13 protein-coding genes and 1 pseudogene are annotated in these 14,269 nt (G+C 37.7%); 9 read left to right on the top strand and 5 right to left on the bottom strand.

Annotation, left to right across the window (positions count from 1 at the left end):
- The first annotated feature begins 172 nt into the window (after positions 1 to 172).
- The 3 genes from GXP69_RS17325 (at position 173) to GXP69_RS17315 (ending at position 3,667) form a co-directional block, all read left to right on the top strand.
- The gene (locus GXP69_RS17325; RefSeq protein WP_163916636.1) at positions 173 to 1,651 is read left to right on the top strand and encodes a DUF3987 domain-containing protein; all 1,479 of its coding nucleotides are present in this window, start codon (positions 173 to 175) and stop codon (positions 1,649 to 1,651) included.
- A gap of 382 nt (positions 1,652 to 2,033) precedes the next feature.
- Entirely contained in the window at positions 2,034 to 2,375 is a 342-nt protein-coding gene (locus tag GXP69_RS17320) for a hypothetical protein (protein ID WP_163916635.1), read from the top strand.
- 560 nt (positions 2,376 to 2,935) lie between these two features.
- Positions 2,936 to 3,667 carry a hypothetical protein gene (locus GXP69_RS17315; RefSeq protein ID WP_163916633.1) on the top strand — a complete coding sequence of 244 codons (732 nt, stop codon included), beginning with the start codon at positions 2,936 to 2,938 and terminating at the stop codon, positions 3,665 to 3,667.
- Between the two features lie 338 nt (positions 3,668 to 4,005).
- Here GXP69_RS17315 and GXP69_RS17310 read toward each other — a convergent pair whose 3' ends face one another.
- Positions 4,006 to 4,233: a helix-turn-helix transcriptional regulator gene (locus GXP69_RS17310; protein ID WP_163916631.1), complete on the bottom strand. Its 228-nt coding sequence runs from the start codon at positions 4,231 to 4,233 to the stop codon at positions 4,006 to 4,008.
- Positions 4,234 to 4,334: 101 nt separating this feature from the next.
- On the opposite strand from GXP69_RS17310, the gene GXP69_RS17305 reads away from it, so the two are divergent.
- A complete protein-coding gene (locus GXP69_RS17305) occupies positions 4,335 to 5,384 on the top strand; it encodes a hypothetical protein (protein ID WP_163916629.1) in 1,050 nt (349 codons plus the stop codon).
- Positions 5,385 to 5,563: 179 nt separating this feature from the next.
- Here the strand turns inward: GXP69_RS17305 and GXP69_RS17300 are convergent, their stop codons facing one another.
- Genes GXP69_RS17300 through GXP69_RS17290 form a run of 4 tightly spaced genes read right to left on the bottom strand, consistent with a single transcriptional unit; the run spans position 5,564 to position 9,037 of the window.
- Positions 5,564 to 6,025, bottom strand: a complete 462-nt coding sequence (locus tag GXP69_RS17300) for a hypothetical protein (protein ID WP_163916627.1) — start codon at positions 6,023 to 6,025, stop codon at positions 5,564 to 5,566.
- Between the two features lie 30 nt (positions 6,026 to 6,055).
- The gene (locus GXP69_RS17295) at positions 6,056 to 7,870 is read right to left on the bottom strand and encodes a DUF2326 domain-containing protein (protein WP_163916626.1); all 1,815 of its coding nucleotides are present in this window, start codon (positions 7,868 to 7,870) and stop codon (positions 6,056 to 6,058) included.
- Complete coding sequence (locus tag GXP69_RS19410) at positions 7,842 to 8,099, bottom strand: ABC-three component system middle component 8 (RefSeq protein WP_394367366.1); 258 nt, start codon at positions 8,097 to 8,099, stop codon at positions 7,842 to 7,844. Before GXP69_RS19410 ends, GXP69_RS17295 begins: the two co-directional genes overlap by 29 nt.
- On the bottom strand, positions 8,096 to 9,037 hold the full coding sequence (locus GXP69_RS17290; protein WP_163916624.1) for an ABC-three component system protein: 942 nt from the start codon (positions 9,035 to 9,037) through the stop codon (positions 8,096 to 8,098). The genes GXP69_RS19410 and GXP69_RS17290 overlap by 4 nt, the downstream gene beginning before the upstream one ends.
- 543 nt (positions 9,038 to 9,580) lie before the next feature.
- Between GXP69_RS17290 and GXP69_RS17285 the strand changes: the two genes are divergently transcribed.
- From GXP69_RS17285 to GXP69_RS17265, 5 genes and pseudogenes are all read left to right on the top strand, one after another.
- Positions 9,581 to 10,864 carry a site-specific integrase gene (locus GXP69_RS17285; RefSeq protein ID WP_235925810.1) on the top strand — a complete coding sequence of 428 codons (1,284 nt, stop codon included), beginning with the start codon at positions 9,581 to 9,583 and terminating at the stop codon, positions 10,862 to 10,864.
- Positions 10,865 to 11,410: 546 nt separating this feature from the next.
- Positions 11,411 to 11,914: a hypothetical protein gene (locus tag GXP69_RS17280; protein ID WP_163916620.1), complete on the top strand. Its 504-nt coding sequence runs from the start codon at positions 11,411 to 11,413 to the stop codon at positions 11,912 to 11,914.
- 18 nt (positions 11,915 to 11,932) lie between these two features.
- Positions 11,933 to 12,091: pseudogene (locus GXP69_RS19405) on the top strand (HEPN domain-containing protein); the annotation flags it as partial.
- A 171-nt stretch (positions 12,092 to 12,262) separates the two neighbouring features.
- Complete coding sequence (locus GXP69_RS17270) at positions 12,263 to 12,640, top strand: helix-turn-helix transcriptional regulator (protein WP_317164608.1); 378 nt, start codon at positions 12,263 to 12,265, stop codon at positions 12,638 to 12,640.
- Positions 12,641 to 13,190: 550 nt separating this feature from the next.
- A complete protein-coding gene (locus GXP69_RS17265; protein ID WP_163916617.1) occupies positions 13,191 to 14,267 on the top strand; it encodes an AI-2E family transporter in 1,077 nt (358 codons plus the stop codon).
- The last annotated feature ends 2 nt before the right edge of the window (positions 14,268 to 14,269 follow it).

Raw genomic sequence — 14,269 nt, 5'->3', positions numbered from 1 at the left:
ATTAACTTTTCGTTATTCTCTTTAAAAGTATAACCACTCAACATCCGGGTTTGAATTCATCACAATCAAGAATGCGTCTAAAGCCCTTAGCTTTGATTTAGATGGAAACATAGGAATTGGCAATAACGATCCTGAGAATGGATTTGAAATAAAGTTTGAGGAGACTAAGTAGATGGAGAGCAATCAGATACAAAAGGAGAGTACAACGAGCTTAGGCTCAGAAATTAGTAAATTAATTAAGAGCAATGTTGTATCACATAATATTGCTAAGCTTGTACAGTCTGCACAGCCTGTTAATCCAAGCTTCTTGTATTTACCAACTCAGGAAGGCAGTAGAAGCTTAGCGGATACACCCACCATTCCGGAAGAAGTATATAATAAACTGCCAGAAATATTAAGGCGTGGCTCTTACATGTTTGATAACTCAAGAGATAAAGATGTATTCCTAACAGGTGCATTAACCATACTGAGTGGTTGCATGAATTCAGTAGATGGATTGTATGATAGCCAGGAAGTGTATGCTAACTTAAACTGCTTTATAATAGCTCCACCTGCTAGCGGGAAAGGCAAACTTGTATATGCAAAAATGCTTGGGGATTCTTATCACGAGAAGCTACTTAATGAAAGTGAAAGGGCACTAAGGCAATACAGCGCATCTTTAAGAGAATCTGAGACTGCTAATCAGGCAACACAGGGGAATGTGCAGGAGAGACCCCCATTTAATATTTTGTTCATACCTGGAAACTCGAGCTCATCTGCAGTAATTAAGCATCTTAAAGAAGGTGATGCAAAGGGCATCTTCTGTGAAACGGAAGCAGACACCTTAAGCAACAGTTTAAAGCAAGACTGGGGCAACTTTTCTGACCTGTTCAGAAAAGCTTTCCACCATGAGAGTGTAAGCTACAGCAGGAAGACAAATAATGAATTTTATGAGATCAGGAAGCCCCGTCTGTCAGTTGCACTATCAGGTACCCCATCTCAGGTAAGGGCGTTTATACCTTCAGCAGAGGATGGGCTTTTCAGCCGTTTTATATTTTATGCGTTCAATGCAGCTCCTGTATGGAGGAGTGTTGCTCCAGTAGAGGGTAGGCAAGACTTAACCAGTCATTTTGCACAATTGTCTGAAAGGGTGCTTGCTATGGTTGAATACTTAGAAGATAGCCCTTCGGCATTTCACTTAACCAATCAACAGTGGAGTACCCTAAATGATACTTTTACGATGTGGTTAAAGGAAGTTCATGGTTACTTCGAAGGTGATGCTTCAAGTATCGTGAAGAGGCTCGGGTTAATTTTGTTCAGAATAGCTATGATAATGACCTGTTTGAGAAAGTATGAGCAGAACAGCAAAGATCTTAACATAACCTGTACGGATGAAGACTTTAATTTAGCATTCGAGTTAGTGAAGGTTTACAAGGAACATGCTTTAACGATGTATGCGAAATTGCCTAAAGCTGTAAACATTCAGGATAAGACGATTGCTGATTTGTACAATGAGCTTCCAGCCAGGTTTAAGCGAGAAGAGGCGATAGAGATAGGTAAAAAAGCCCATTTGAGTGTAAGGGTCATTGATAAGTATTTAAGTATGTTGATGACTACAAACCAGTTAACTAAATCTAAGTATGCACAGTATTTGAAAGTTGAAAAGCAATAAAATACAATAGTGCAAACCTTACAAACTATGCAGAGTAGATGGGCTTCTATCTACTCTGTTTAGTTTGCACACTTTGTATAGCCGTTGTTTAATAAAGGATGCCAATTAACGATGCGAAAGATTTGAGCTAAATAAAATGCGCAGATACTTTCACGTGATTGTGCTAGTGACAATCATTTAAACAAATCAAGATAGTGCTAAAAATAAGGACATCTGAATATATATAGCTTTAATAGTAAGGCATTACTTTTGCTATCCATAAAATTTTTATAAATTTTTTAGAATCACTAAGCTCCAAAGTTTCTCCCTGTAACACTCCCCGCCCTATACCTGAAGGTTGGGATACCCCCACCAGTATTTAACCTAAAACTTTTAAAACAACATGGTAACAGTTACAGACTTTGCAAAAAGAAAATCGGCTGATGGTAAAGAATTTAATGCCTTAGTATTACAGGGAGAAATTGAAATGATTCTTTCTAAACAGTCTGGCAGGTATTATGCTACTGCCAGAACCTGCTCCATCACAAGTACATTAGATGATGTAGTATGTCAGGCCTTAGTAGGTAAACAACTGCCTGGTACTATTGAAAAGATGGAAAGCGAGCCTTATGATTATAAGGTACCTAACAGCGATGAGGTCATTACCTTAAACTACGTCTACTATTACAATCCTAACCCGAGGACAATAGAACAGGAAGTATTTGAGATAAAGGCAGCAGCATAGATAAGGTTAGTAAAGGGTGATTCATACGGTCACCCTTTTATTATAAATTCATTTTTAAACAGATAAATGATAACCAATCTACTTCTAAAACCTGAACCTAATAGTTTCTCTAATAGCTGCCTATTTATTTCCAAGTATCACCTCCAACGAGTTTTCTGTCCCTTTAAAGTAATATGCACCCTAGATATTCGGGGTATTAGGAAAGGAGATGAGTTACAAGTAGACAGGATACTGAGTTGGGATAACGGCACTATACTTTATTCGATTCAGGGTAAACTATACCCCCATCATCATTTTAAATACATTCCACCTTACCAATATGTAATTACCGGCCTTGAATAAAGGCCAAGGAGTTATGCTGAATTTCTTGGCTACGTACTGTGAGACGGTTACTCCTTAAAATCAAACCACTGAAAGAACGTAGCGAATGACTTATAGCTATTAGTCAGAAGGGAGTAAGTTTCTATACTCCCTTTAATACCTGTTAACAGATTAGTCATGAAAGATTTGTTTAATAATCATATTTCACCAAATTAGATCTTATAATAATCAACTCAGGAATGAAAACGGATTTTAATCAAATTTATAAAGAAGTAGCCGACAAGTATTTTAAACTATATGTAGACAGTAGATCTGAAAAAGTTAAAACTGTACTCTTAGATTTACATTCGCAAAGTTTAAGAGGATTAGTAATAATTGGTTCTGCATACATTGAAGAGCTATGTAAAGAATGCTTTCTATTTACTTTATCAAAAGGTGAGAGGAGAAAGAAGTTTGAGAAAGATTTGAGAAGAGAAATGACATTCAGTCTAACAAGTACCTTTTTATGGTCACAAGATTACTTTGCTAATAATGTGTATGAGATCATTTCATGTATTAGGGATGTTAGAAATAAACTTGCCCATAACGCTATAATTGAGCAATCTCATAGTGATTATATAGAAGCAAGGGCTAAGAAAATAATTGATTTAGTTCAAGATAGGTGGATTGCTGCGAACCTCCCTGAAAAAATTAATTTTATACCTTTATTAAAACTTAAATGTTTTGATGATAACAAGCTATATAATGGGAAACTAAAAAATGAAGAAGAGCTAAAGGAAATATTTTTTAAGGCAATATCTGATATAGTTGTCGGTCTGATAATTCTAAGCAAATGGATAATTCCAGAACAAAAATTAATACGATTATCTCTTGAACCAGGGAGTGAACATATAGGGGTTACTTTCTTTGAAGATAGATTTGACCATAATACATTAGGTTATTTTGATGATAAATTTAAACTGAAAGAATAAGCCTCCTTGTAAATTATACATCAAAATATTCAGTATAATGATTAAGCAGTATTAGTTAAGTCATATGGTCTAATACTAGTAAAAGCACTATTGGTATAATTGAAAGTTTACTAGTGCGTTGCAGCCATAACAACGTGGTTTAAGATATAATGCAATCCAAATAGCCTTTAACCAACTTTATAGGTGCTATATCATAACTTTAGCAACAAAAATTATTCTATTAACTTTGTAGATTCGTACAACCACTTTAGCTATTTATTTAGCTTTAAGTAATATAACTTCTTTTTCATTAAAACTTCTTCATTAACAACTCGGTAGTGTGGAAATTTTTAGAGGAGTTAGAAGCCTTCTGAGAAGAACTCTTGCAGCGATACCTGATGTATTTCTAGTACCCTGTATAGGGTCTTTATTGTTGGGTTGGATTTACCAGCTTCTAGTCTCCAGTATTGCATTCTAGCGATACCGTGTTCAAGGGCAAAGTCTTCATAGCTCGAATATCCCTTACTTATTCTGATTTCTTTCAATTTAATACCAATTTGTTCTAGAACTTCTTGCTCTGATTTCATGAGCACAAAGTCTATACAATACCACTTTTATGTTACCACTTATTTGTCTACAACTTATAAGTATATTACTTTTATATTTGTTCTACTCTATAAAATAAAGCATGAAAAATAAAATATTTTATATAACTGTAAGCCTTTTCATTCTATCTTCTTGTGGACTACTAAATAAACCAAAGTTCGAAAATATAGACGATGAACAAACTTTAATGGGGTTTAAGCTAGGAGAATATATCTATCAAGCGAAATATGGGCCATTCAGAGAAGAGAATGATGAGGTTAACAAGTCAGTACCTGGAGAGTTGTGGTATAATGCTGCTTGGCGTGGCGTTTCTTTATCAGTATTGAATGATATACCTTCTGAGCTAAAGGGGTTATCATTAGATAGTAAGGTGTCTGTTTTAGTAGATAGCCAAAAGATTATAGCTATCATGGCAAGTATTCACACAACAGATTTAAACGAGGTTGAGGATGCTTTTAAGGCTTTATATGGAATGCCAACGGATAAGAATGAATACGGATTAGTTTGGAAAGGATTAATAAATACGCTTACAGTTATTAAAAATGATAATGATATTAGTATTAGATTAAAAAATAACTCGAAGGTAGAGGCTGCTAGAGTTTATGATTTAGAACATGATGGCAAGATTGAGGAAATAAGAGGGTTCAGAAACATTATTCTTGGTTCAGATATATCTGAAAATATTAATTTGATCAGGGTTCCGGAAATGGATATTGCTCCCGATTTCACAAATCCTGGTATCTATGAAAGATGTTACATCAAGAGGAATGAAGACCTCCGTATCGGAGATTTACAACTTAAACAAATTTACTATTTCTACTATAAAGACAGATTAAGTAGTATTAAAATAGATTATCACTCAACAGACTTTCACGCCCTCTTAGAACTATTGGAAGCAAAGTATGGTAGAGCTTACTTTGGTCCCAATAAAATGTACACTTGGGAAAATGATCAAGCTTGGCTTAATATAGTAAACCACGCTGAGCTTAACACAAATAATAAAGAAGCAAATATTACATATGTCGGGGAAGATGAAATTCTTTTCCAGTCAAAGGTTGTTGCTCACATTCAGGATAGGGATTCAGACATCTATCTTAAGAAAAGAGATAAAGCTAGATTAAATGATCTATAGAGCTAAACAATGTTTTACTGTCTACCTCGATCACATTTTATATGAATTTCTTTTAGGTTCTTTTTAATGCAACTAGTACCTAGATTTAATTCCGGGGAAAAGATAACAGTTTTGTAAGTTTAAGTCTTATCACTCCAATTTATTAAATAAGTGTTAAGCTAAATTTCAGGGAAATTGGTTTAGACTAGTTCCGGTACAGGAAGTAATTCTAAACTCTGTAAAAGGTCTAGCAGGTGCTTTGCCTTTAATTGATTTGCCAACTTACGATGAGTTGTACTTACCTGATATGTAGAAGTGCGGATGGTATCATAGCCTCTACTCTTAGCTATTCGGTCTACGATTTTAACTGTCTCCCCCCTGGTTCGGGTAGCACAAATTATGATATCGCAATTGTGCTCATCTGCTAGTTCCTTTAGCTTTCTATCTAAGCCTGTACCTGGGTCTCCTTGGCTTACAATTCCCACACGTATACCATCAATCTCAATTACAATCAAGAAGTCAATATCAGAAGGTATATTGATTGTTAATGGTTTCACTGGTATATACCCAGGATAATTAGCAAGTAAGATCCGAGCTAACTCTCGAATAGTTCCTGACTTACCCTTGCCACCGGAATTCCATACAGATAGAATTGTTTTCATCTATTCTTAGTTATCGATATAATCTTCATTTTAGAATTCAAACCCAAATAAGGTTCCTGAAGCATCTTTGTCATTTAGCCTTAGCACAATCTCCTTGTCCGAGAAATGAATCGGCTGTTCTTTATCATCAACTGGAAGATCAGATTTGATAACAGATAAAATATATTGAAGATTGCAACGCTTGGTTAAATCCCGAACCAATTCAAGTAACCTCAGCTTTATACCATTATCCTGTTGTGATAGCACATCATCATGATATACAAACCTAAAATAAGACTCTTGGCTATAAGTGCATAAGATAGCCAGATCAAATGATACACAAAGTATTTTTCTATAAGTATTACCTTCATCCTTAGCTGTATCTTTCCTAATCTTACTAATAGATTGGACCTTTGGCGGTGTAAACTCTATATTATTATTTGAATTAATAGTCCATGATATCCTTACTGCTTCATCCATCACTCTATGATAGAAATTGGTGAAGTTTCTCCTTATATGAGCATATTTTTCATTATTTTCAGTATGTTGAAATACATTCCTGATGTCGTTTATTGTACCTTCTACATCTTTTAAAAGGTTGTCTCTTTCTTTTTCCTTATCTATGATGAGATCAATAGCCTTTAGCTTATTCTTTAAAAGGACAAGATGACTTTCTATTTTAGTTAGCTCCTTCTGATAAGTTTTAAATTTTTTGAATACATCTGTCTCTCTTAGATTTGAAAGCAGATGTTCTTTTTGTTGATTAAAATCTTGAAGGTTAACATTTACAATCTGTAGTTCTTTCTCCTTATTAATTAATGTTTCTAATAATAGTTTATTGCGTTCTATCGTAAGTTGCTCATTAAATCTTTTAAGTGCCTTGTAGTCTTCTGCAAGTTGATTCGGGAAGTATATTTCAGCCTCATTAAATACTTTCTCCACTTTCTTTAGATCAAAAGCGAATTTGTTTGAAATAGATTTTCTTAGTCTATCTATTTCAAAACTTAATGTATAAGCCTGAGTATTTAAATCACTAATATTAGCTTCAACTGTATTTATACCATTCTTAATTAATTCTTTATCTTGTTCGTAAAAATTGAACTGATCAATCTGCTCTTCTACTTCATTATACTTATTCTGGATTAATTGCATCTGAGCTACAATATCATCTCTATTTTCAGGTTCCGCTGAATGTTCTGCTATTAATAAATCAATGTATTTAGTTATTTCTTCTCTTTGCTCATCATTAGCATACTTTCTGTACAACAAATCTCCATCAAAACCGAGAAGATCAAACATAAAGGGTTTCCAATCTATATCTTTCCCAACATATTTTGAGAGCTTATAAACATCTTTATAATCTTCCTGCGACCTAAGACTATAGTTTATCGCTTTCCTGTAGTTATAATTCTTACCATAGAAAAAGTTTAGATCTAATAAATCAGCAAGAATATTTTTTGATTTAGTTAATGCTACATCTTCGTACGTCCAGCTCTGTGGGGGAATATAGCCATCACTACATTTGGAATTCAAAGAGAAAGAAATTTTTGTATGTTTATCTATGCCTCTTCTAATAGTAAGATACTCACCTGAATTCAGTAAAAGTTCTAAATAAAATATATAATCGATGAAGATAGAAATACCTTTTTCATCTTTCTCTTTTAACAAGAAATGCCTTTTTGCATCAATCTGTTTTAGAAGTAAAAAGTCTATAATTTCAGCTAACTTGGTTTTACCGAGGTCATGGGAGTTCTTTCTTTCTTTAGGCTTTGTCTTAACATCAGCATAAATTACATTCAGCCCAGTAAGGTTAAATGTAGTGTTTTTAAATCCTTCTTTATTGCAGTATAGTTTGCTTAATTTCATTGTACTTAAAAGAATCGGTTTCTTGCTGATATGTTATTTTTCCCAATAAGAATAGAAAATTTAAGGCATATGGATAGTTGATTTTTGCTTCATGCCCTAATTTGTTAACAATAGTTTCTAATAAAGCGTCGTATTTAATGATATATTCGGACTTTACTAGTTTAAGAATTAGCGAACTAATGTTAACTACTGAATAATCTAAATTTGTATGTCTATCAGGTCGTATCATTTTTTACCAATTAGGCATTCAAAGTACATGTAGTGCAGAAATGTGGTAACATGCCTCTTTCCCCCTTTAATTTTTGTATCACCATCACAGATAAACTTATAGATGAAAAAGAATACTTCTTCAAAGGCGTCAAAGTTATTTCTTTTTATAGTAATGACTTGACTAAGTTCACTTGCAACATCGAAATACATGTCTTTTATTTCTTCATTATTGGGACTACTCAAGAAGTCTCCAATTGTTTGAAAATCCATTAAAGAACTTGATAGTATTTCATTCTCATAATACTCATTTCCAAGATTATTTTTAATATTTTTTTCCTCTATTTTGATCCTGTCATAGTCGTATTTTACTTGCTTTACCTTCTGTTTAAGTCCTGCACTTAGGCGTGGTAATTGGGTTTTAAAGCTTTCTATTATTTCTTTGATTTCTGTGTCAGAGAAATCAAAAGGTATATAATGTTTATCTAATCCGTACTGTCTAATAATGTCTTTATTGGGGTTAATGAATTGATTATTAATCGTCTCCTTACCTAAAATAGCAGCGTTATTTATTCCTGTCTCACTAATTATCCTTTTGCAAAGTTCTTCACCTTTGATGCCTGTATACTTTCTGTTAGTGAACAGCATATAGTTATCTATATCTCCACTTGCTCTTAATTTCTTTATTTTTTTAATTTCGAGTCCCACTGTGGTCTCAAAATCACTATCAGAACATGAAGCTACAGGACTTAAAGTGTGTTTTGCTTGAACAATAAATTTCCCAGACCAGTTATCTACAGTTGATGGATAATTTTGAGCTTTGCCTGTAAATTTCCCATCTCTCCCGCCATCTTTACCTTCTGCAAATGTTACAACTCCCATTCCGAAAAGCTTTTGGCATATTGTATTTGTAAGTTGCTCAAATGTACCGCTGTCTAGTAACTCTAGCCGATAATCCATGATGATAAATTAGGTTATACTATTGATTGTTTCCTTGATTTAATAGGTAAAGTCCTTTAGTGCCTAAACCACAGTAAAGAGATGCTTAACAGAAACTTTGCTTGCCCTAAAGTCTTTAAGGTTGATAAAGATGAAATTAAATAATCTTTCAAAATGTTCAGTATTAAAGTTAATAAATCTTAATCCTGAAATTTAGTGTAATGATTTTGAGTCCAAAGGAAAGGTGAGTGCAGAAGAAAGAGATAATGTTTTACTTATGTTTTACCTATAAAACAAAAATGCACCTAAGTTATTGATTCCTAGGTGCATTTTAATACTTGTTGTGGTCGCGAAGGGAGTCGAACCCCTAGCCTTCTGATTCGTAGTCATGACAATACCCTTTATTGCTGGTTTTGTATATTAGCAAAAGCTGCGTTTTTAGCAAAATTAGGCAGTTTTTGTATCTCTTTGTTTAGTGATATTACTTGATTTTTTGATGGTTTGTGTGCAAATTGTGTGTACAGAAAATTATTTGCACATATGATACCTGTACTTACTTCCGTCATGCTGGATACCCGAAGGGCTTTGAAAGATGGCTCCTTTCCGGTAAGGTTAAGACTCACGTATCAGAGACAGCGCAAGTACTATAATACCAGCTACTCTCTGAGCGAGGCAGAATTTTCTAAAGTACAAGCAGAAAAACCCAAAGGGAAATACAAAGAGCTTCAAATAGCTTTTCAGGCAATAGAGCAGAAGGCCATCGGTATTATCCGTAATCTGGACGTCTTTACCTTTGAGCTGTTTGAAAAGAAGTATCTAAATGCTGCCGTTAGGAATGACGTCTTTGCAGCCTTTGAGAATCAAGTCAAGAAGCTGGTAGAAGAAGGCAGGGTCGGGACGGCTAGCAGTTATGAGAGCGCCAGTTTCTCCTTATTATCTTTTATTCAAAAGGAGCCATTGACTCGGAACAAAGGCCTGTCTAGAGCTAAAGCAATCGAGAAAAGGGAAATGCTATTGAAAAAGCGGAAGCCCTTGGCCTATGGCGCTATAACTGTTGATTTCCTAATGAGGTACGAGAAATGGATGCTTCAGAACGGAAACTCTATCACCACCATCGGGATCTACCTGCGGGCGCTGCGAGCTATTTACAATAACGCCATAGCGGCTGGGGAAGTGAACACAGAGTTATACCCGTTTGGCAAAAGAAAGTACCAGATACCTTCGGGCCGTAATGTGAAGAAAGCCCTGACACTTGCAGATATTGAGAAGATATTCTCCTATCAGCCTGCTACCGAAAATGAGGGCCGTGCTCGGGACCTGTGGATATTTTCCTACCTATGTAACGGGATAAATGTAAAGGATATAGCCCGCCTGAAGTATAATCAACTGGATCGGGAAAAAATCACCTTTATCAGGGCCAAAACGGAAAGGACAAGCCGCCAGAACATCAAAGCGATCACGGCAATGAGAACCCCAGAAATAGATGAGATAATTAACAAGTGGGGTAATAAGCCAGTCTACAGAGATGCCTACGTGTTTCCTTTGCTTGAGCCAGAGTTGTCAGCAGAAAAGGAACGGGCCAAGATCCAGCATGCTACCAAAACGATAAACAAATACATTAAGCGGGTGGCCGCCGCGGTAGGCATCGAGAAGAACGTGAGCACGTATACGGCTAGGCACTCATTCTCTACGGTGCTCAAGCGCGCAGGAGCGCCGATAGAACTTATATCTGAATCTTTGGGCCACTCTAACCTGAAAACGACCGAAAGCTACCTGGATACCTTTGAGGATAATGTAAAGAAGCAGTACGCAGCTCGGTTAACAGCATTTAATGCGGGTAAAATCTAGCAGACTAGCATCTGAAATTCAAGTACTGTAGAAGGACAAGCTCCAGAACAGCTACTACTCTACTAAAATAGTAATATAAGTATAACTAGGCGTATTACTATCCTTACTGTTTTGGAATAGGTTTCAAAAGAATGGGCAAACCCCTACTATAGCAAATTGAGTGAAATTTCAAACCTTATTACTCTGGATAAGCTGTCCGATGGCGCTACGCAGAGTTTCTGGGCTTCAATGCCGCTTTCGACGCCAAGTTTCAATCCTTATTGTTCTGAGTAAGTTGCTGGAAGCCCAACCTGGCTAGTGCAAGGGCTACCGCTTTAGCTTGTTTCAATCGGAAGAGACTCTTATGAGCTACGCTCACTGATTGACTTTTAGTTTCAATTCTTGTAGTTCTGGATAGTTGTTGGGAGAACTACAACCTGCTGCAGCACTACGAGCAGCTGGAGCGCCTGCTGGAAGTGGCCCATTACTTTACGCTGCTCCTCGATTGCCAGGAGGACATACTGGGAAAGATTACAGAAGAGACGGCTGCAGAGGCTGAGTTAAAAATTGAAGGACATGCAAGCGGCATGGAAGGGGAGTGAGGCACAGGAGGTACCCGGTTCTTCAGCACCGCCAGAGCTTACCGGGGATGTGGCGCAGATCATTTCCTTTCTTGCAGAGACCGTGCAGCCTGAGAAGATCTTCCTGCTCCACCACCCCGCCCTGGACGGTGAAGGAAAGACTGGTTATGTGGACCTGCTGGTGGTGCCATGCAGAAGCCATATCCGCTTCACGAAACACCAGACGATAGTAGAGTTCGCCAACCAGAGGCACCGGCAGGTGACCTGCTCTCTGCACCGCTCGGACGCGGTAAGGGAGGCCCTGGAGCAGGGGCACATCTTTTACTTGCTTGCCTGCAGGTCGGAGAGGCTGGTGTATGACAGCGGCGGCGAGCAGCTCCTGTTTACTCCGAGGGGGCTGTATGAAGAGGTTGTAGCCAAGGCCCGGGAAGTATTCGAGAGCAATCTTCAAAAATCACGGGCCTTCTATACCTGCGCCCTCCAACGCTGAGATAACCGTGATGCCGCTGTTGCGGCTTTCCTGCTGCATCAGGCGGCGGAGTTTGCCTACCGTGCCATCCTGCTCTCCCTAACTAGGAAGGAGGTTCGCACCCATTCCATCAAAGCACTGATTAGGCACAGCCGCCGCTACGCAACTGGACACTGTTTTTCTGCGCAACACGCCTGAAGAAAGGCAGCTGGTGCATCAACTGGAAGAATCATACCTGAAGGTCCGCTATGAGGCAGGTTATTTTATAGAGAATGCCGGACTTGAGCTCCTGTTTGAGCGTGTACTTGTGCTTCAGGATTACGAGTAAACGACTGTTCGAGAGGAAAGTAAGGACATACGCTGAAATAGATTGATCACACGGAAGCAGTAACTACAAATCGCCCGCTACACCTGAGGAATCAGGTACGTCGCATGCGTGCCGCCCTAGGGGTAAAGCAAGCGGCCCTTGCCGGTGAACTGGGCACCACGCAGCAAAACATCTCCCGCATTGAGCAGGAAGAGCACGTGGAAGAACAACTGCTAGAGAAGATCGTCGGTGCCCTCGGGGTGTCAAAAGATGCGATCAAGGGATTTGGTCAAGATAACGCTGCCGTCAAACCTGCAGCATCAATTAACGGGCTGGTAAAAGCTGAAGCTGAATTAGGTGACAATGATTTGGGAGGCCCCTCTGCACTGAACGCGGTTGATCTAATTGGAAAATTAGTGGAGCTTCTCCTCCCTTTTTAGTTGAAAAGGCTGTGGGCACAGTAGAGATCTTCTCACCATCTTTACCTGTTTGCTTCTGACCAACTCCTTCGGAAAGGACATTTTTCCCTTTAACAAGACCCAGGTTATACAAAGCTATCAGTAGCACACGAAACAAACCATAAGAAGCCGTACTTGGCTCCCATTAAGTTACTCACGATATTGATTTAGTTTAAGACAAGCCAGTTAATTGCCTGATTATAAATATTTATTAACAAACATACACGTACAATTATCAATAAAGAGTCGGTAGATCCGCTGTTAGAAACCTCACAGATTGCCGTAGGGAAATGGACTTTGGTTCTGATTTATTGCTGGTGCTGCTGCTATTGGGGAGCAATCTTTTTTCTGCTTATCTGTATATTCTATTTCCTCTAACAGGAAATTTAAGAAGTTCGCACTTTTTTACCCGCAGTTCTCCTTACCACGATCCATCCCCGTACAAAGTGTATTTTATTAGGGTATCAGTTATTTAGTTGACGCTGAGCAATGCCAGTAAGTATAGCATTGAAGTATACCATTGTATGTAACTATGACAAAGTCTGATCCTTTTTACAAGAAAGTAACAACTGTATTGTTTGGGTTGGTCCTTTTCGTATATATCCTATCCACGCTAGCAGATATTTTGATACCGCTGGCTTTTTCAATATTAATTGCCATTCTGCTTAATCCGCTGTGCAATAGGTTTCTGGGTCTAGGGTTGCCAAGGGTGCTATCGATTCTGCTGACGCTTCTGATAACTTTCGTCCTGCTGGGAGGCCTCTTCTATTTCCTATCCTTCCAAATCATTCAATTTGGTGAAATGATGCCTCAATTAAAAGATAGGCTTGTTCAGCTGCTCAGTGATTTACAGCAATATGTGAAGCACACTTTTGGGGTTTCAATCCAAAGGCAGACACAATATTTAAAGGAAGCGGCGACAGGCAATAAAGCTTTGGTTGGCCAAACGATAAGCAGTGCGTTGGGTATATTTGGTCTGCTCTTTTTAATGCCTGTATATGTCTTCCTACTCCTTTTCTATAAAACCTTGATTTTAGATTTTTTCTTTGAGGTATTTGCCAGAAAAGACTCTCAATCAGTAGCTGAAATTATTCAAGAGACGAAGAGTGCTATCCAAAGTTATGTTGTGGGTTTGTTGATAGAGACATCCATTGTAGCCGTTCTAAATGTTACCGCTTTGGTGATTTTGGGTGTTCCCTACGGTATTTTGCTCGGGGTAATCGGTGCTTTTCTGAACATGATCCCATACATTGGCGGAGCAATAGCTGTCTTATTACCGGTGCTGATGGCTATGGTAACCAAAGATGGCTTTACAACGCAACTGGGCATTATAGGTGCTTATGTTTTGATTCAATTCATTGACAACAATATCCTGGTTCCCCGGGTTGTTTCCTCCAAGGTGCAAATCAATGCTTTGGTCTCCATCATAGTAGTCTTGTTAGGGGGAGCGTTATGGGGAGTAGCAGGGATGTTTTTGGCAATTCTCTTTGTTGCATTTTTAAAGATAATCTTTGACCGCATTGATGCGCTAAAACCTTTGGGAAGGCTTTTAGGAGACCAAGCGCCTCTACGTCCTAAACAAGGGATCAAAAAGGTTTTAGGAAAATAAGA

The sequence above is a fragment of the Pontibacter burrus genome, assembly GCF_010686685.1.
Taxonomy (GTDB): domain Bacteria; phylum Bacteroidota; class Bacteroidia; order Cytophagales; family Hymenobacteraceae; genus Pontibacter; species Pontibacter burrus.
Note: the sequence above shows the minus strand (reverse complement) of the source record. Positions and strands in the feature narration are given on the sequence as shown.